The 17997-nt window shown below is 70.4% G+C and carries 17 protein-coding genes; 6 read left to right on the forward strand and 11 right to left on the reverse strand.

Translation table 11 applies throughout. The features are described from left to right. Positions 1-41: 41 nt before the first annotated feature. From DJ74_RS06905 to DJ74_RS06925, 5 genes are all read right to left on the reverse strand, one after another. A complete protein-coding gene (locus DJ74_RS06905) occupies positions 42-1376 on the reverse strand; it encodes a glutamate-5-semialdehyde dehydrogenase (protein WP_094522342.1) in 1335 nt (444 codons plus the stop codon). Further along, the gene (gene proB, locus DJ74_RS06910) at positions 1369-2259 is read right to left on the reverse strand and encodes a glutamate 5-kinase (RefSeq protein ID WP_094522341.1); all 891 of its coding nucleotides are present in this window, start codon (positions 2257-2259) and stop codon (positions 1369-1371) included. The genes DJ74_RS06905 and proB overlap by 8 nt, the downstream gene beginning before the upstream one ends. Continuing rightward, the gene (gene proC / locus DJ74_RS06915; protein ID WP_094526771.1) at positions 2249-3025 is read right to left on the reverse strand and encodes a pyrroline-5-carboxylate reductase; all 777 of its coding nucleotides are present in this window, start codon (positions 3023-3025) and stop codon (positions 2249-2251) included. The genes proB and proC overlap by 11 nt, the downstream gene beginning before the upstream one ends. Before the next feature lie 96 nt (positions 3026-3121). Continuing rightward, positions 3122-4117, reverse strand: coding sequence for a glycosyltransferase family 4 protein (locus DJ74_RS06920; RefSeq protein WP_094526772.1), 996 nt, complete (start codon positions 4115-4117; stop codon positions 3122-3124). A gap of 103 nt (positions 4118-4220) precedes the next feature. After that, positions 4221-5087 carry a hypothetical protein gene (locus tag DJ74_RS06925; RefSeq protein WP_094522338.1) on the reverse strand — a complete coding sequence of 289 codons (867 nt, stop codon included), beginning with the start codon at positions 5085-5087 and terminating at the stop codon, positions 4221-4223. Between the two features lie 123 nt (positions 5088-5210). On the opposite strand from DJ74_RS06925, the gene DJ74_RS06930 reads away from it, so the two are divergent. Continuing rightward, positions 5211-6224 (forward strand): lysylphosphatidylglycerol synthase transmembrane domain-containing protein, encoded by a 1014-nt coding sequence (locus tag DJ74_RS06930; protein ID WP_094526773.1) that lies wholly within the window; start codon positions 5211-5213, stop codon positions 6222-6224. A 69-nt stretch (positions 6225-6293) separates the two neighbouring features. Here the strand turns inward: DJ74_RS06930 and DJ74_RS06935 are convergent, their stop codons facing one another. From DJ74_RS06935 to DJ74_RS06945, 3 genes are all read right to left on the reverse strand, one after another. Then, positions 6294-6758, reverse strand: a complete 465-nt coding sequence (locus DJ74_RS06935; protein WP_094522336.1) for a pyridoxamine 5'-phosphate oxidase family protein — start codon at positions 6756-6758, stop codon at positions 6294-6296. Positions 6759-6890: 132 nt separating this feature from the next. Further along, positions 6891-8540 (reverse strand): DUF2070 family protein, encoded by a 1650-nt coding sequence (locus DJ74_RS06940; RefSeq protein WP_094526774.1) that lies wholly within the window; start codon positions 8538-8540, stop codon positions 6891-6893. Next, a complete protein-coding gene (locus DJ74_RS06945; protein WP_094526775.1) occupies positions 8541-9575 on the reverse strand; it encodes a glycosyltransferase in 1035 nt (344 codons plus the stop codon). Positions 9576-9899: 324 nt separating this feature from the next. Here DJ74_RS06945 and DJ74_RS06950 point away from each other — a divergent pair, with 324 nt between their 5' ends. Together DJ74_RS06950 and moaC are read left to right on the forward strand one after the other, a co-directional pair. After that, on the forward strand, positions 9900-11372 hold the full coding sequence (locus DJ74_RS06950) for an NAD(P)H-hydrate dehydratase (protein ID WP_094526776.1): 1473 nt from the start codon (positions 9900-9902) through the stop codon (positions 11370-11372). Beyond that, positions 11365-11877, forward strand: a complete 513-nt coding sequence (moaC, locus tag DJ74_RS06955; RefSeq protein WP_094522332.1) for a cyclic pyranopterin monophosphate synthase MoaC — start codon at positions 11365-11367, stop codon at positions 11875-11877. The genes DJ74_RS06950 and moaC overlap by 8 nt, the downstream gene beginning before the upstream one ends. Positions 11878-11945: 68 nt before the next feature. On the opposite strand, the gene fdhF is transcribed toward moaC, so the two are convergent. Next, positions 11946-14093 carry a formate dehydrogenase subunit alpha gene (gene fdhF / locus DJ74_RS06960; RefSeq protein ID WP_094526777.1) on the reverse strand — a complete coding sequence of 716 codons (2148 nt, stop codon included), beginning with the start codon at positions 14091-14093 and terminating at the stop codon, positions 11946-11948. A 230-nt stretch (positions 14094-14323) separates the two neighbouring features. Between fdhF and DJ74_RS06965 the strand changes: the two genes are divergently transcribed. Beyond that, positions 14324-14953 (forward strand): hypothetical protein, encoded by a 630-nt coding sequence (locus tag DJ74_RS06965; protein ID WP_094526778.1) that lies wholly within the window; start codon positions 14324-14326, stop codon positions 14951-14953. Positions 14954-14971: 18 nt separating this feature from the next. Here the strand turns inward: DJ74_RS06965 and gcvT are convergent, their stop codons facing one another. Then, the gene (gene gcvT / locus DJ74_RS06970) at positions 14972-16153 is read right to left on the reverse strand and encodes a glycine cleavage system aminomethyltransferase GcvT (RefSeq protein WP_094526779.1); all 1182 of its coding nucleotides are present in this window, start codon (positions 16151-16153) and stop codon (positions 14972-14974) included. A 145-nt stretch (positions 16154-16298) separates the two neighbouring features. Between gcvT and DJ74_RS06975 the strand changes: the two genes are divergently transcribed. Then, the gene (locus tag DJ74_RS06975; protein ID WP_094526780.1) at positions 16299-16961 is read left to right on the forward strand and encodes a S26 family signal peptidase; all 663 of its coding nucleotides are present in this window, start codon (positions 16299-16301) and stop codon (positions 16959-16961) included. 14 nt (positions 16962-16975) lie between these two features. Here the strand turns inward: DJ74_RS06975 and DJ74_RS06980 are convergent, their stop codons facing one another. Next, positions 16976-17530: an NYN domain-containing protein gene (locus tag DJ74_RS06980; protein WP_241881434.1), complete on the reverse strand. Its 555-nt coding sequence runs from the start codon at positions 17528-17530 to the stop codon at positions 16976-16978. A 176-nt stretch (positions 17531-17706) separates the two neighbouring features. On the opposite strand from DJ74_RS06980, the gene DJ74_RS06985 reads away from it, so the two are divergent. Then, positions 17707-17958 (forward strand): hypothetical protein, encoded by a 252-nt coding sequence (locus DJ74_RS06985; RefSeq protein WP_094522327.1) that lies wholly within the window; start codon positions 17707-17709, stop codon positions 17956-17958. Positions 17959-17997 lie beyond the last annotated feature (39 nt).

Raw genomic sequence — 17997 nt, forward strand, 5'->3', positions numbered from 1 at the left:
GGAACGAGAATCGACGAAAAACGGTGGTGTGAGCGCGTCTCTCAGCCGCCGAACTCCCACTCGGCGTCGAGCTCGCGGTGCGAGAACGGGAGCGCGTCTTCGCCGCTGTAGCTCGCGACGAGGTGCCCGTCGCCCTCCAGGTAGTACTTGTACGTGGTGAGCCCCTCCAGCCCGACCGGGCCGCGCGCGTGGACCTTGCCGGTCGAGATGCCGACCTCGGCGCCGAGCCCGTAGCGGTAGCCGTCGGCGAAGCGCGTCGAGGCGTTGTGGAAGACGCTCGCGGCGTCGATGCCGGTCATGAACGCGTCGGCTGCCGACCGGTCCTCGGTGACGATGGACTCCGTGTGTTTCGAGCCGTGCGCGTTGACGTGGTCGACCGCCTCGAACACGTCGCCGACGAGCTTGATCGAGAGTTCGAGGTCGCCGTACTCCGCGTCCCAGTCGTCGTCGGTCGCCGCGCCGACGTCGACGATCTCGCGGGTGGCGGCGTCACCGCGGAGCTCGACGTTCGCGGCCTCGTAGCGGTCGACCAGTTCCGGGAGTAGGTCGGGCGCGACCGCCTCGTTCACGAGCAGCGTCTCGACCGCGTTACACACCGCCGGGTACTGGACCTTCGCGTCGAACGCGACGTCGGCGGCCATCTCCAGGTCGGCGTCGTCGTCGACGTAGACGTGACAGACGCCCTCCGTGTGGCCGAGCACGGGGATCTGGGTGTTGTCTTGGATGTACGAGACGAACTCCGAGGACCCCCGCGGCATCACCAAGTCGACCGCGTCGTCGCGTTCGAGGAGGCGGTCGACCTCCTCGTGGGCCTCGACGAGCCCCGCCCACCCGTCGGGGAGGTCGGCGGTCGCCTCGCGGATCACCCGGTGGAGGACGCGGTTCGACTCGCTCGCCTCGCTGCCGCCCTTGAGGATGACGGCGTTGCCGGACTTCAGCGCGAGGGCCGCGATCTGGACGAGCGCGTCCGGCCGCGACTCGAAGACGGTCGCGACCACGCCGATCGGCACGGACACCCTGTACAGCTCCAGCCCCTCGTCGAGCTCGCGGGCCGCGAGCGTCCGACCGAGGGGGTCGGTCTGCTCGGCGACGGACTCGACCATCCCGGCGATGTCGTCGAGCTTCGCGGCGTCGAGCTTCAGGCGGTCGACGAGCGCCTGCGTGTACTCGCCGCGCTCCAACATCGCCGCGGCCGCCTCGACGTCCCGCGCGTTCGCGTCGAGGATCTCGGCCTCGTTCGCGCGGAGCGCGTCGGCGATCGCCCGGAGCGCGTCGTCCCGGGTCGCCTCGTCGGCGTTGGCGAGCCGCAGGGCGGCCCGCTGGCTCCGCTCGACCAACTCGTCCGTGTCGCGCTCGATTTCCGTTGTCTCACTCATTCGTCTCACCCGCTGTCGGGACGAATAGCGTGCCCGTCGGTTTACCGGCTGCGATCCGCTCTAAGACGTCCCGGGTCGCCGAGCCGGCGATCACTCCGGGGGTGCCGCTCTCCGCCACGTCGCGGGCGCCCTCGACCTTCGTCTGTATCCCGCCGAAGTCGGTGGCCGTGCTGTCGCCGACCAGCTCCCGGACCGCGTCGTAGTTCGCTCCGACCGCCTCGATGACGGTCGCGTCCGGATCGCGCTTCGGGTTCCCGGTGTACACCCCCTCGACGTCGGTGAGCGTGACCAGCAGGTCGACGTCGAGCGCGATCGCGGCCGACGCCGACAGCATGTCGTTGTCACCGATCCGCAGCTCGTCGGTCGCGACCGCGTCGTTCTCGTTGATGACGGGGACGACGCCCCACTCGAGCAGGGTCTCGACGGTGTTGGTGAAGTTGTCGAACCGCTCGGGCGCGTCGAGGTCGGCCCCGGTCACGAGGATCTGCGCGACCGGCTGGTCGTAGCGGTCGAAGCTCTGCGTGTAGTGGCGCATCAGGAGGCTCTGACCGACCGTCGACAGCGCCTGGCGCTCGTCGATCACGTCGCTTCCCCGGTCGATGTCGACGTCGACCGCGGCGGTCCCGCCGCCGTTACCGAGCCGACCGATGCCGGCGCCGACGGCGCCCGAGGAGACGAGGACGACCTCCTTTCCGCGCCGGCGGAGATCCATCACGTCGGCGACGAGCTTGTCGAGCTTCACGCGGTCGAGCCGCGAGTCATCGTCGGTGAGGGAGTTGGTCCCCGCCTTCACGACCACGCGGTCGGCCTCGGCGGCCGCGGTCCGCGCGCGGTCGACGGCGTCCGGGTCCACCGCCCCGACCGCGACGCCGTCACTCGTCATCGAACGCCTCGGCCAGTTCCCGCGAGCGCTCCTCGGCCGCCGCGACGGCGTCGACCACCGCCTCGTCGGCGTCGCTGTCCCAGAGGACCTCCATCCCCTCGATCGTCGTCCCGTTCGGCGAGCAGACGGCGTCGATCAGCTCGTCGACGCTCCGGTCGTCCCGGAGGACGGTCTCGGCGGCGCCCTTGAACGTCTGCGCGGCGAGCGTCTCCGCCTGCTCGGGCTCGAGGCCGCCGTCGATCCCGGCCCGCTTCACCGCGTCGATGAGGTAGAAAGCGAAGGCGGGACCGCTCCCGTTGACCGCGGTCGAGACGTCCATCAGCGACTCGTCGACCTCGACGAACTCCCCGGCGTCGTCGAGCATCGCGCGGACCTCGTCGGTGAGGCCCTCGTTCGTCGCCGCCGCGGCCATGTCGCCGGTCTCCGCCGCGAGGTTGGGCATGATCCGGACCACGCTCGCCGCGGTCCGCTCCGCGACGAACTCGCGGGGGAGCCCCGCGGCCAGCGTCACGAGCTGCTGGTCGGCGCCCAAGTCGAGGTCCGCGAGGACGTGCTCGGCGACGTCCGGTTTCACGGCGAGGACCACGACGTCGGCCTCTTTCGCCGCCGCCACGTCGTCGGTCGTCTCGTCCGCGGCGTCCTCGACGGCCGCGAGCGCGTCCGGGTCGAGGTCGATCGCCGTCAGGTGATACGAGTCGGTTCTCGCGAGGCCGCGCAACAGGGCACCCCCCATGTTCCCGCAGCCGATGACGCTCACGCGTGTCATGTTACCTGCACGGAGAACGCTCAGGGTCAAACCAACTGCGGTTTGGACAACACTGCCGGCGAGTGACCGAAACCCCCGAGGGCGGGCGATCGGCCCTCAGATCAGCCCGTCGTAGAGCGACCGGTACCGCTCCGCGATGGCGTCGAGCGAGAACGCCTCGCTGCGGGCGGCCGCGCTCGCCCCGAGTCGCTCGCGGAGCGCGGGGTCCGAAAGCCGACGTATCGCGTCCGCGAACGCCTCGGTCTCGGAGTCGGCGTCGACGGGGTCCACCTTGAGGCAGTCCTCGCCGTCGTCGAGCCACGAGAACGTCTCGATGTCACGGACGACGACGGCCTTGCCGGCGGTCATCGCCTCCAGCAGCGCGATCCCCTCGTTCTCCTCGTGGGTCGGGAACAGGAACACGTCGCCCGCGGCGAACGCGCCCCGGACGTCGTCGACGAACCCCGTGAACCTGCAGTTGTCGGGCGACTCCTCGATGAGCCGGGTCGTCTCGCGGCCCTTCAGCGACAGGTCGAGCGGCCCGAACCACGCGAAGTCGACGTCGGGGAGCGCGCGGGCGACATCGACGAACGTCTCTAACCCCTTCCGCTTGATCACGTGGCCGACGAGGAAGACGGTCGGCGGCTCTAGGTCGTACCGCTCGCGGTACTCCGCTTCGAGCGACTCGAAGCCCGCCAGCTTCTCGCGGTCGACGCCGTTCGAGATAACGGTCGTCGAGGCGTCCGCGTACCCCTCGATCACGCCGCGGTTGTACTCCGAGGGGCAGACGAGCGCGTCGGCGAGCCCGTACGCCCGGCGCAGGTAGGGCCGGAGCGGCTTCGCGAGCGCGTTCGTGAACCGGAAGCTGTCGCCGAAGTCCTCCGCGGTGACGTGAGTGTGCGCCACGACCGGAACGCCGCGGTCGCTCGCGCGCTTCGCGTACCACGCCGAGCGCGGTCCCATCAGGTTGCAGTGGAGCACGTCGGCGTCGAGGGTCGGGGCCGTGGTGTACTCGATGCCGACCCGGTCGAGCATCTTCCGCTGGTGGACGACCGACTCGCGGATCCCGCCCGTGACGTGGTCTTCGAACTCGAAGTAGTGGCTGACCTTCATCGGGGAATCGAGGACGGGACGGGGGTCGAGTCCGCGGCGGTCGAGTCGGCGACGGTCGCGGACGCGACCGCGATGGGCGACGCCGGCGTCGGCTCCGTAGCGTTCAGTTCACTTCCAGCCACGGGACCTCCATCAGCGGCGGGATGTGCGTCTCGATGTGGTGTTCCCAGACGCCCTCCTCGCCGAAGGCCTCGCCGTGGTCGGCGGTGACGACGACGGTCCCGTCGAGCTCCTCGACCAGCTCCGCGACGGATTCGAGGGCGATCCGGAGGTTCTCCTCGTAGAGGCGGAGCGCGGTGACGCGCGTGCCGTCCGTGACGAGGTCGGCCGGGTCGAGCTCCAGCCACAGCCCCGCCTTCTGCGCGAACTCGCTGTCGTCGAGCCGGCTCTCGATCTTGGGCCGGACCGTGTCGCTGAGCGAGGAGAGGAGTCCGCCGCCGTCGTCGTCGTCGCCGGCCGCCTCCTCCGCTTCCTGCTCTCTGATACCCTTTTGTATCTGCTTGAGCTTCTGGCCCTTCCCGCGGGAAAGGTAGGGGGCGTGCGGCTGCATGTAGTGGAGCACCGTGCGGTCGGCCCGCTCGACCGCCTCGGCGTTGTTCCGGAACGCCTCCGCGATCCCCTCAGGGGGGACCGTGCCGAGGTCGTCGTCCCACCCGGTCTTCCAGACGTCGTGGATGTCGCTGATGTGCTCGGAGGCGGTCCACTCGTAGTCGCAGCTCGCGCCCCACTTCAGCTCGTTCAGCGGGATTCCCAGGTCGTTGATGAAGGGATTGCCGGAGAAGTAGGCGATGTCGTGGTCGCCGGTGAACGTCCGGTAAGCCCACTCCGGCGTCGACGAGCCGACGCTCCAGCGCTTCTCGAGGTCGCCGTCGAGGTACTCGTCGTACACGTCCTCGAACACGTCGTAGCGGCACGCGTCGAGGACCAGACAGTAGTCCCACTCTGACTCGAGGAACCGCTGGTCTTCCATAGGTTGCGCGACGCTTCTCCACCGACGGTTGTATTCTTGTTGGTGCTCGGTCGGCCGCCGTCCCGGAATCGCCGGACGGTCGCGATCAGACGTTTCAAGTTCGCCACCGACGCACCGCACCGTATGGACGGAAACCGCCGGCGCGGACTGGTCATCGGCGGGACCGCGGCGGTCGCGATTCTCGCGGTGCTGTTCGCGGTCGTCGGCGCCGGCCGCGTGGTCGACGCGCTGCTGGCGTCCGACCCCTGGCTGGTCGCGGCGACGTTCGGGCTCGCGCTCTGCTGGCTGATCGCGTGGAGCCTCATGCTCAGGACGGTGCTCGGCTCGCTCGACGTCGACCTCCCGGTCGCGACGTCGTTCCTCGTGTACGCGGGGGCCGTCTTCGCGAACAACGTCACGCCCTTCGGACAGGCGGGCGGCGAGCCGGTCACCGCGGCGCTCATCGCGAAGGTGTCCGGCTCGCGATACGAGACGGGGCTCGTCGGCATCGCGAGCGTCGACGTGCTCAACGTCGTTCCCTCGATCTCCTTAGTCTTCCTCGGGGTCGGCGCCTACGCCGCCACCGCCGCCATCGGCGAGCGCCTGGAGGTCGCCGTCGCCGTCGCCGTCGCGCTGATCGCGTCGATCGCGACCGCGATCGCGCTCGGCTGGCGCTACCGTCGGGAGCTCGTCGACCGCCTCCCGGCCGCCGTCGGCGGACTCCTCGGTCGGCTGCGGCGGTTCGACGCCGCCGCGGTCGAGACGGCGCTCGCGACGCGCCTGCGCAACTTCTTCGAGGACATCGAGCGCGTCGGCACGAGACCCCGGCGCCTCGCGGCCGCGGTCGGGCTCTCCCTCGCGGGGTGGACGCTCCAGGCGACCGCGCTCGCGGTCGCGTTCGCCGCCGTCGGCAGTCCCATCGCACCGGAGGTCGCCCTGTTCGCGGTCCCGCTGGCGTACGTCGCGGGCGCCACGCCGCTGCCCGGCGGACTGGGCGGGATCGAGGCGGCGTTCGTCGCGCTGCTCGTCCCGACCACGGGCGTCGCCGCGGCGACCGTCACCGCCGCCGTGCTCGTGTTCCGCGGCGCCGTCTACTGGCTCCCGACGCTGATCGGCGGGATCTCCGTCTCGGCGCTCGGGATCGACGCGATGCGGTGAGCGAGGCGCGCGACGACCCGGACCAGCGTCCCGTCGGTGGGAGAGGAGAGGGGGTCCCTGCGCTCGCCCTCAGCGACCGTCGGCCTCCACGACGCCGGTCAGCTCGTCGGCTTGGAGCCGCACGAGCGCGAACACCGCGTCCGCCGGCGCGTCGAACACGTGATAAAACGGGATCTCCATCTCGCGCTCGGCCTGACTGACCGAGCGGTCGCTCGGGCGGTGAGTGTCTAAGTCGTCGACGGTGCTGCGGTGTTCCGGCTCGCCGCGCGCGAGGACGCTTTTCCAGCCCGCCTCGGTCTCGGCGGCGACGACGAACGTCGCGCGCTCCGTCGCGTCGATGAACTCCCGCTTGCGGCTTCCCGGGGCGTATCCGAGCCTGAAGTAGACGTCTCGGTCGTCCGGGTCGAAGGTGAACGACACCGGGATAGCGTAGGACTCGTTCCCCTTCGCCAACGAGAGGGTCCCCACCGATTGCGTTTCGAGAAACGACTCGATCGCCGCGTCGTCGAGCGCCTCGCCCGTCAGTCGTGTCATGCGCGCACATGTGTCAGAGACAACCTAAATCCATCGCGGCCGTCGTCGGGTCTCTCCGGACCTGTGGCCTCGGTTCCGTCCACGGCGGCGACGCGTACCGTATTCCGAACGATCGCCCGCGGTCTAGCTCGTTCAGAAGAACAGCCACAGCACGAGCAGCGCGTACAGCGCCAGCAGCGCGATCACCGTCAGCCGGATGAGGATGTTGACGCTGAACACGAGCCCGTTGTAGTCGTTCTTGAGGAGCTTGAGGGGGTCCGTCTTCCGGCTTTCCAGCCCGACCGTCGCCGGCGAGACGTCGTCGAGTGCGCGCTCGATCGCCGCTTCGAGGGCGTCGACGTTGGACTGTTTCATGTTCGCGAGCTCGTAGATCGAGGCGTGGGTGTCCGTCGAGAACACGAGGACCTCGTCGAACGCCTCCCCGCAGCGGTCCTCCATCTCGCGGATGTCCGGCGTGACGCCGTTCGTGTCGATCCCGATCGTCAGCACGTCCTGGCCGTCGACGGTCTCGACCACCGCGATCATGTCCTGATCGGTGCGCTCGACCGCGAACCCGGCGGCGTAGCCGTGGAGCGACTCCTCGGCGAGCCGTTCGCGGAAGTCGTCGAAGCGGTCTTTCAGTCGGTCGGCCTCGCTGGAGCCGTACTGCACCTCCTTCGTCGGTCCGTCCTGGATGTCGTGCTTGTGGAGGTCGACCAAGAGCACCTCGGACTCGTCGACGTCCCGCATGAACACCCCGGTGTCGTAGTCGTCGATCCCCTCGCTGTGGAGGTAGACGACCTGCTTGTCGCCGATCCGTCGCCCGTAGAACTCGATCTCGCCGTAGTCCTCGTGGACGAGCCTGGAGGCGCGACCGACGCCGTCGGGATCGGCGACGGCGTCGAGGATCTTCCGGGCGTCGGTCGGGTTCGAGAGGTCCTCCTTGTGCGTGCACGGGACGTGGAGGAAGAAGCCGTGGCTCTCGCCCTCGTTCAGCGCCTCGATGACGTTCCCGCTGAGCTGACCGCCCCCGAACCCGCCCAGCGGCCCGGGGTGGACCCACGGGGCGGCGAGCGTCAGCCGTCGCCCGTTGTCGATCGCGAGGGTCTCCACGACGGGCTCGGCCTCGACGCCGAGGTCCAACGACTCCCGGTCGTTGCGGAGGATCCCGGACGTGAGCGCGAACGCGGAGACGTCCGTGTTGCTCCGGATGAGGTAGTCGACGAGGGCGAGCACCGACACGAGGAACGCGGCCGCGATCAAAAGCGACGCGAACGCGAACACGTGACGGTACGTCGAGAACCCGAGGTCGCCGCCCGCGAACGCGTAGAAGGCCGCGATCAGCGCCGCCGGCTCCGCGAGCGACACGAGGAGGATCCGCTTGTAGCGGTCGATCCCCGTCGAGACGACGAGCGCGAGGATGTTGATCAGGTAGATCGTGATGAAGAGGAGCCAGACGATACTCCAGACGTTCCCGACGTCGTTGGCGCCGGAGAGCACCAGCGAGTAGACGAACAGGACGAACTGGTTGACGGCGGCGAGAAAGAAGCTCCACGACCGGGGGTAGCTAGGCAGCAGCCGGTGGAACAGCTCCCCGGCGAACAGGAAGGGGAGCAGGAAGAGGAGGACCGCGACCGGCAGGACGCTGGACGGCGCCGGGGAGAGCGGCGTGAACGTCGAGAACGCGACGAAGGCGAGGAGGCTGTACACGCCGCTGAGCCCGACGAGCGCCGGTATCTGCACCTTCAGCGGCGGGACGCTGAACACCAGGCGCTGGAAGACGTCGACGTTGTCCGCCCCCATCTACGAGGACACCCCGTAGATGGACTCGAGCTCGTCTATCGTGCGCGTCACGGAGAACCCCTCGACCGCCTCCCGAGTCCGCCGATCGCCGTTGAGACAGTCCCTGACCGCGCGCTCCATGTCGTCGCGGTCGCCGTACGCGAAGCGGGCGCCGTTGGCCCCGCCGATGGTCTCGTCGAACGGGGAGACGTCGGCCGCGGCGACCGGCGTCCCGCAGGCGTTCGCCTCCAGCGTCGAGAGGCCGAGGGTGTCGCAGGTCGAGGCCGTGGCGAAGACGTCGAGCGCGGAGTAGAACGCCGGCAGGTCCTCGCGCGGGAGGAAGTCGCGGAACCGGGCGTTGTCCGGGGCGTCGCGTTCGAGGGCGTCACGGACCGGGCCCTTCCCCACGAGCTCGAAGGACACGTCCGGCATCCGCTCGGCCAGCCGCAGTATCTCGTCGACGTTCTTGTTGCGGGTCATCCGGCCGCTGTAGCCGACGGTCGGCCCGTCGCGCTCGAACCGCGAGTCCTCGACGGGGCGGAACGTCTCCATCTCGATACCGACGGGGAGCTTTCGCGGGGCCACGTCCCGCCGGATCCGCGACGTCGACGCGGTGACGCAGTCGAACGAGCTGAGAAACCGGTTCTCGTAGGCGACGTACAGGCGCCCGGCGACGTCGGAGAGCGACTCCAGCTTCAGCCCCTGAACGAAGTAGTCCTCGACCGGCGTGTGGTGGGTGTACACCGACTTCACGCCGCGCTTCTTCGCGTACCGGCGTCCCATCAGTCCGGTCGACGCGGGACCGTGGCAGTGGACCACGTCGAGGTCGGGAAGCGTGGAGAGCCGGCGGTAGACGGGAACCCGGTACTGGCGGTAGAAGGGGTTCGGCAGCGACCGCACGGGGATCTCCCGCTCGTCCGGCTCGTGGCTGCTCGCCGGGTAGACGACGAACACGTCGTGGCCCCGGTCCTCCAGGCGATCCCGCCACGCGCGGATCGTGTAGGTGACGCCGTCGACGCCGGGAAAGTAGCTGTCTGTGAAGAATCCGATGTTCATACGAGGGTCCGTCGTTCGCGTGTCGTCCGCCGGAGACCGCTCTGCGGAGGGGTGCGGACGACGTTCTGACGAGCCGATCCGCCGACCGCCGCGTCCGCGGCGGACGGGAGCCGGTCGGGCCGCGTCGGCGCGTCTGGATGTGCAGCGGGTCGCACGGGTTCTGTCTCCCGGATTCCCCACCGAAAAGCTTCAACATTTTCATTCCGAGCGCGACCGAGTCGCCGGGGCCGGCCTGCGGCCGTCCCTTGCCGCCCCCTCGCCGCCCGCTCGCCGCTACCTCGCCGCGACCCCACGCTTAATCCGACGGGGCGCGGATCCAGAGGCATGATATCGACGGAACGCATGGCCGCGGTCGACGCCAACGCCGCCGCCCTCGGCGTGCCGCGCAAGCAGCTGATGGAGTCGTCGGGCAACGCGGTCGCTCGCGAGGTCCGGGCCGTCGCCGACTCGGGCGCCGAGGTCGCGCTGCTGTGCGGGCGCGGGAACAACGGGGGCGACGCGTTCGTCGCCGCGCGGTTCCTCTCCGCGTACGACGCGACGGTGCACCTGCTCGGCCGGCCGGAATCGATCCGCAGCGACATCGCGCGGGAGAACTGGGCGGCGCTCGACGCGGCCGAGATCCCGACCGAGACCGTCACCGACTCGGCGGACCTGTCGCTGGGCGACCCCGACGTCGTCGTCGACGCGATGCTCGGAACGGGGGTCACGGGCGCGCTCCGGGAGCCCGAGCGGACGGCGGCGCGGCTGGCGAACGGGAGCGACGCGACGGTCGTCGCCGTCGACGTCCCCTCCGGGATCGACGCCGACACGGGCGAGCCGACGGGAGCCGGTGGCGGTTCGGACGGCCGGGCCGACGCCGGCCGTCGCGTCGAGGCCGACCGCGTCGTCACCTTCCACGACGAGAAGCCGGGGCTCGGCGCGCTCGACGCCGCGGTGACGGTCGCGGACATCGGGATCCCGGCGGCCGCGCAGCGGTACACCGGGCCCGGCGACCTGCTCGCGCTCGGTCGCGACCCGGACTCGCACAAAGGGGAGAACGGCGAGGTGCTCGTCGTCGGCGGCGGCCCCTACACCGGCGCGCCGTCGCTGGCCGCGCGGGCCGCGCTCCGGGCCGGCGCCGACCTCGTGCGCGTCGCCTGCCCGGAGACCGTCGCGCGCGAGGTGCAGGGGTACTCGGCCGACCTGATCGTCCGCGGGCTCCCGGGCGGCCGGGTCGCCCCGGCCCACGTCGACCGCGTCGCGGAGTTGGCGGCCGACAACGACGTCGTCGTGTTCGGGCCGGGACTGGGCGACGACGACGCCACGCTGGAGTTCGTCCGCGAGTTCCTCGCCGGCTACGACGGCCGGGCCGTGGTCGACGCCGACGCGCTCCGCGCGGTCCCCGAGGTCGACACCGACGCGACGCTGGTCTGTACGCCCCATCAGGGCGAACTCGTCGGGATGGGCGGCGAGACCGCGGCCGACCCCGACGAGCGCGCGGCGCTCGTTCGGGCGTTCGCCGCCGACCTCGGTCACACCTTGCTCGTGAAGGGCGCGGTCGACGTGATCAGCGACGGCGACGGCGACGCCGTGCGACTGAACCGGACGGGGAACCCGGGCATGACGGTCGGCGGAACGGGCGACGTGCTCGCCGGGACCGTCGGCGCGCTGGCGGCCGTCACCGACCCGTTCCGGGCGGCCGCGATCGGGGCGTACGTCAACGGGCGGGCCGGCGACGCCGCGGCCGCCGCCCGCGGGAACGGCCTCGTGGCGACGGACTTACCCGACCGGCTTCCCGAGGCGATGCGTGATGAGTGACGAGCGCGAGCCCGCCGACGGAGCCACCGACGAGCTGACCCACACCGACGACTCCGGCGAGGTCCGGATGGTCGACGTCGGCGCGAAGCCGGACACGAGCCGCCTCGCGGTCGCGCGCGGCGAGATCCGACTGACGCCCTCGACGATCGCGGCCGTCGAGGCCGACGAGGTCGGGAAGGGAGACGTGCTCGCGACAGCTCGGATCGGCGCCGTGCAGGCCGTCAAACACACGTGGGAGACGATCCCGATGTGTCACCAGATCCCGATCACGAACGTCGACACCGACTTCGCGGTCGGCGACGACCGGATCGAGCTGACCGTCGCGGTGGAGACGACCGGCAAGACCGGCTGTGAGATGGAGGCGCTAGAGGGCGTCACCACCGGGCTCAACACGGTCTGGGACATGGTGAAGGCCGCCGAGAAGGACGCGGACGGCGGCTACCCCGACACGCGGATCGCGGACGTCGAGGTCGTCGAGAAGACGAAGCGGGCGATCGACGGGTAACCGCTCCGGGCGAGGCGACGGCGGGCCGGAAGCGACGGTCCCGGTGCGGACGGGAGCGGTCCGTCCCGTCAGTCGTCCGCGGGCTCCGCGTCGTCCGCGGACTCCCCGCCGTCTGTCACGGTAACCGCGATGTCCGCCGCCGCGGCCTTGTACTCCGGAATCTTCGCGCGGTCGTCCAGCACGTCGTTCGTGAGGCGGTTCGCCGAGGCGGCGGCGAAGTGCGGCGTCGTCCAGACGACGCCCTCCTTGATGTCCTCGGTCACCTGCGCCTTCACCTCGATCTCGCCGCGACGGGAGCGGAGCGTGACCACGTCGCCGTCCTCGATGCCGTACTCCGCGGCGTCGTTCGGGTGGACGTCGACGAAGTTCTCCGGGTGCTGACGCGACAGCGTCGGCGAGCGCCGGCTCATCGTCCCCGTGTTGTAGTGTTCCTCGAGTCGCGCGGTGGTGAGGATCAGCGGGTACTCCTCGTCCGGCACCTCGGCCGGCGGCTGGTGGCGGACGCCCTCGATCTGACCGAGGCCGTTCTCCGTGTCGAAGGAGTCCTCGTAGAGGTACTGATCGCCCTCGTCGCCCTCCTCGTAGCAGGGCCACTGGATCCCTTCCTCGCCGAGCGCGTCGTAGGTCATCCCGTGGTAGCTCGGACACACCCGGCGGAGCTCCTCGAAGACGGCCTCGGCGTCCTCGAAGCGGAACTCGTCCTCGCTGAAGAGGCGGCTCCCGACCTCCATCAGGATGTCGAGGTCGTGCTTCGTGTTCTCGTGGACCGTGTCGACGCCGCGCATCCGTTGGACGCGGCGGTCGGTGTTGGTGACTGTGCCGCCGCGCTCGGCCCACGTCGTCGCCGGCAGGACGACGTCGGCGAACTTCGCGGTCTCGGTCATGAAGATGTCCTGGGCCACCATGAACTCCAGCGACTTCAGCCGCTCTTCGACCTCGTTGCCGTCGGGTTCGCTCATGACGGGGTTCTCGCCCATGACGTACAGGCCGTGGACGGAGTGGCCCGCCTCGTGGGAGATCTCGACGTTCGTGAGCCCGGGCTCGTCGGGCACCTCGAAGCCCCAAACGTCCTCGACGCTCTTCCGGGCCTCGTCGTCGTCGACGAGCTGGTAGCCCGGTAGGACGTTCGGCATCGCACCGACGTCACACGTGCCCTGGACGTTGTTCTGGCCGCGGAGCGGGTTGACGCCGGTGCCGGGCCGGCCGAGGTTCCCCGTGATCAGCGCGAGGTTGATCTCGTTCTGCACGTTGTCGACGCCGCAGGTGTGCTGGCTCATCCCCATCCCGGTGAAGATGGCGGCGTTGTTCGCCATCGCGTACTTCTCCGCGGCGAGCTCGATGTCCTCGAGGGGGACGCCCGCCTCCTCGGCGGCCGCCTCCTTGTCGAAGTCCGCGAGCGTCTCTTTCAAGTGCTCGAACCCCTCGGTGCGCTCCTCGATGAACTCCTCGTCGATCCAGCCCGCGTCGGGCTCTTCCTCGTGGCGTTCGAGGATCGTCTTCAGAACGACGTTGAGCAGGGGAATGTCGGCTCCCGGGTTCAACTGGAGGTGCATGTGCCGGTCGGTCTCGTCGATCTCGAACGACCGGGTCGTCTTGTTCGCGTGGGGGTCGACCTGGATGACGGTCGCGCCCTCCAGGACGGCCTGCCGGAAGTACTGGCTGTTGGCGATCGGGTGCTGCTCGCCCGGGTTCGCCCCCTGGATCCAGAACACGTCGGCCGCCTCCTCGAGGTCCTCCATGCTGTTCGTCATCGCACCCGCGCCGAGGCTGGTCCGGAGCGCCCACACCGTCGAGGCGTGGCACATCCGCGTGCAGTTGTCGACGTTGTTGGTGCCGTACCGGCGCGCGAGCTTCTGGAGGAGGTAGTTCTCCTCGTTCATCGTCTTCGAGGACCCGAAGAAGCCCATCGCGTCGGGGTCGTAGTCGTCCCGGATACGCTCCATCTCCGAGACGATCCGGTCGTACGCCTCCTCCCACGTCGCCTCGCGGAACTCGCCGTCCTCCTTTATGAGCGGCTCCGTGAGACGGTCATCGTGGTCGACGACCTGCGTCGCCGCGCCGCCCTTGATGCAGACGCGCCCCTCGTTGACCGGGGCCTCGCCCCACGGCATGAAGTTTACGTCGCCGGGGTCGTCGCCCTGGTTCACCTTGATCCCGCACCCGACGCCGCAGTACGGGCAGATCGTTTTCACCGCCTCGTCTCCCTCAGTCGACATGGTACTCACCCTGACGTGCAGTCATATATCACGATTTGTGATGCCTCCTGCATCAGTGTATCGGTCGTTTCAACAGTGTGATGCGTCGTGAGCGGGCGCGGCGCGCCCGCGAAGGCCGACTCGGACTCCGGACGCCCGCTCCCAACGCCCCCTCGCTGCACGCTCGCACTCCGGACGCTCGCCGCCAACGCCCGCCGAACCGTTTTGTCGACGGCCGGCGTTCGGCCGGTATGGACACGACACTCGCCGACGTCGAGGCGCGCGTGGACGAGCACGTCGAGACGTACCGCGAGACCGCCCCCTTCCACCCGGTCGAGGCGGAGTCGATCGAGACGCTCCCGGACGCGTTCCGCGCCGGCGACTACGGCAGGCGGGACGTCGAGTGGGTCGTCCGCTGGTACTTCCGGCGCCGCGTCGACGCGATCGACCAGGAAGAGCGTCGGGCGGTCGAGGGGGCCGTCGAGGACGCGGACCCGAGCGAGCTCCGCGGGGCGATGTGGGACGCGATCGACGCGCTCGACGAGGCGGCCCCCGAGGAGGGCGGCGACGGCGACCCGCGAGCGCNNGCGCTCGCGGACCTGCCCGGCGTCGACGTCGCGATCGCTTCCGCGCTGCTCTGGTTCCTCGACCCGGACCGGTTCCTCGTCGTCGGCGACCGCGAGTGGCGAGTCGTCGCGGCGCTCACCGACCTCGACCCGGTGTATCCGGACCCGATGACGCCGGCGGCGTACGACCGCTACCTCGACGCGGCCCGGACGCTGGCGGACCGGCTCGGCGTCGACCACTGGCGACTCTACATGGTGATACAGCGGGTGTACGCGGAGGAGTTCGGCGGCGAGGGCGGCGACGCCGACGGGTGACCGCGAGTAGCCGGACGGCTACCGGTCGAGGAACGGCGGGATCACGATCTCGGCGCGCTTCTCGTCGCCGCGCACGACGACGCTCACCTCGGCCCCCGGCTCGACGTAGCTCTCGTGGAGGTAGCCGAGGCCGATCGGCTCGTCGAGCGTCGGGCTCATGGTCCCGGAGGTGAGGTGTCCGATCCGAGTGAGGTCGCCGTCGGTCACCGCGTAGCCCCCGCGGGGAACGCCGCGCTCCAGGAGGCGGACGCCGACGAACCGCTCGTCGACCCCCTCCGCCTTCTGTCGCTCGAGCGCGTCGCGGCCGACGAACTCCGTGTCCAGCTTCACGACGAACCCGATCCGCGCCTCGTAGGGGGTTCGGGGCTCGTCGTCGGGGTCGAAGTCCTGCCCGGAGAGGAGGTAGCCCATCTCCGTCCGGAGGGTGTCTCGCGCGCCGAGCCCGCACGGCTGTGCGGCCGGCTCGGCTCCGCCCTCGCCGGCGAACGCCGACCAGACGTCTTCGACCGCGTCGGTCGGACACAGTATTTCGAACCCGTCCTCCCCGGTGTATCCGGTTCGGGCGACCCAGCTGTCGGCGCCCGCGACCGCGGCGACCGTCGCCTCGAACTTCGGGAGGCCGACCACGCGGTCGGCGGGGGTCGCGTCGTCGACCGCGTCGGCCGCGTCCGGGCCCTGCACCGCGAGCATCGCCCAGTCGTCGGTGACGTTCGCGACGGTCGCGTCGAGCCCCGCCTCGTCGCGGTACTCCGTCCACCGGTCGGTCATCTGGTCGTCGTGGCCCGCGTTCGGGACGAAGAGGTACGCGGGGTCGCCGCCGGGGGCGTCGAGGTCGCGGTCCATGTCGGCGAGCGCGTCGGCGCCCGTCCCGGCCGCGACCCCGTCGGGGAGCCGGTAGACGACGGTGTCGTCGAGCATGACTCCCTCGTCGTCCGTGATCGCCGCGTACTGCGAGTCGCCCGGGTCGAGCGCCGCCGCGTCGTTGGTCGTCAGGCGGTTCATCAGCGCCGTCGCGTCCGGGCCGGACACCTCGATCTCGCCCATGTGCGAGACGTCGAAGACGCCGACGGACTCTCGGACCGCGGCGTGCTCCTCGCGGATCGACCCGAACTCGACCGGCATCTGCCAGCCGCCGAAGTCGGTGAACTTCGCGCGGCGCGCCTCGTGGGTCTCGTGGAGGGGTGGAAGCCGATCGGTCATGGCCGAACGGTCGCCGGGACGCGCCTAAGGTCTTGCCATCGGGGCGGTCTCGGCGCCCGGAGTCGCAGGGTCTCGGCGCCCGACCGCCGCCGGAAGGGGCGGGGGCGCCGACAGGCTCAAGCCGCTTCCCCACTCCCTGACTCGCGTGAAGCGGAACGTCTCCGAACTCCTCGCGCCCGCCGCGGCGGTCCTGCTCGTGGCGCTCGTCGTCGCGGCGGCCGCGGGCGTGTGGCCCCCGTTCGTCGCCGTCGAGAGCGGGAGCATGGAGCCGACCGTCGAACGCGGCGACCTCGTGGTCGTCACCGCGACGGAGCGGTTCCCCTGGCGCGGGCTGGTCGGACACGCCGAGCCCGACGCGCCCGCGCGGCTCGGGGGCGCGGGAGACGTAGTGGTCTTCGACCCCCCGGACGGGGAGACGCGGCCGATCCTCCACCGGCTCGCGTTCCGGGTCAGCGCGGGCGAGGACTGGACCGACCGCGCTGACCCCGCGCTGCTCGACGGCGACTGCGCAGACCTGGCGAGCTGTCCCGCGCCCTACGACGGCTACATCACCTTCGGCGACGCGAACGGCGAGTACGACCAGAGCGCGGGGATCGCCCCGGTCGTCCGGGAGGAGTGGATCTCCGCCAAGGCGCTGGTGTCGGTCCCGAACCTCGGCTGGTTCCGGGTCGGCGTCGACGCCGCGATCGCCCGCCTCGGGCTCCTCCCGACCGCCGTCGGTATCGGCGGCGCCGCGGCGATCGCGGGCGGCTTCGGCGCGGTGCTGATCGGGTGGGCGGGTCGCGGACGCGGCGGCGGGCGGAGGTAGCTCGGTGCCGGACGTTACTCGGGTTGGGAGTCCGCGGCCGCGTCCGACCCGATCGCCGCGTCCCCCTCGACCGCGTTCGGTTCGCCGGGCTCGCCGCCGTCCGAGCCGGCCTCCCCGTCGTCCGCGCCGACCTCGTCGAGCGTCACGGACCCGGTCGCGGCGTTCCGCAGGGCGTCGGACCGCCCGAACTCGCCGGGCGCGATGGCGAGGGTCCGGATCCCGTAGCCGTTCGCCGTCTCGACGACGGGCTTGAAGTCGGTGTCGCGGGAGGCGATCGCGAGGACGGACATCCGGTTCTCGGCCGCGAACTGGGCGGCGTCGACCGCGAGCTTCACGTCGACGTCGCCGCTCGTGATCACGACCTCGAACCCGCGCGCCTCCGCGGCCTGTATCAGCCCCGGGGTCGCGTGCTCGTCGAGGTAGAGCCGCGTCGTCACGAGCGGCCCCTCGGCCTCGGCCGCCCGTCGGACGTCGTCGAGGTCGACGTCGAACTCCTCGCGCAACACGTTCGGTCCGTCGACGAACAGCGCCACGCCGACCGGCTCCTCGTCCTCCCGACTGGATTCCATGTGTCGGGGTCGGCGGCGGGCGGAAATATGCGTGCTGGTCCGAGACGACCGCCGACCGCTCCGTTCCCCGCGTCGCCAGCGGCGTTATACACCTTATATCCGTTTTACCACCTGATTGACGACCGTAGTGAATATACGGAGAATTAAAGTAGTATGTCCAAGAATAACGGGTTAAGATGTCGAACTACGACACCTTCACTGTAATTTCCGAACAGAACGATCACGAATGCACCACGGTTCGTGCACATCCGCGCAACGAGACGTACCACGTCGTCGACTACGCCGACGACGACGCCCGCGAGGAGGTGGCCGACCTGCCGGTCGGCTCGGTCGTCAAGATGGAGCTGTCGCGCGCCGGTCGCCGCAGCAACGTCTGGCGCGCCGAGTCGGTCCGGACCGCGCACACTGACGGGGGAAAACGGGAGTAGACGGCGGCGAATCGTCCGGTCTCGCCGCTCTCACGGCCG

The organism is Halorubrum sp. Ea8, from assembly GCF_002252925.1.
Lineage (GTDB): Archaea > Halobacteriota > Halobacteria > Halobacteriales > Haloferacaceae > Halorubrum.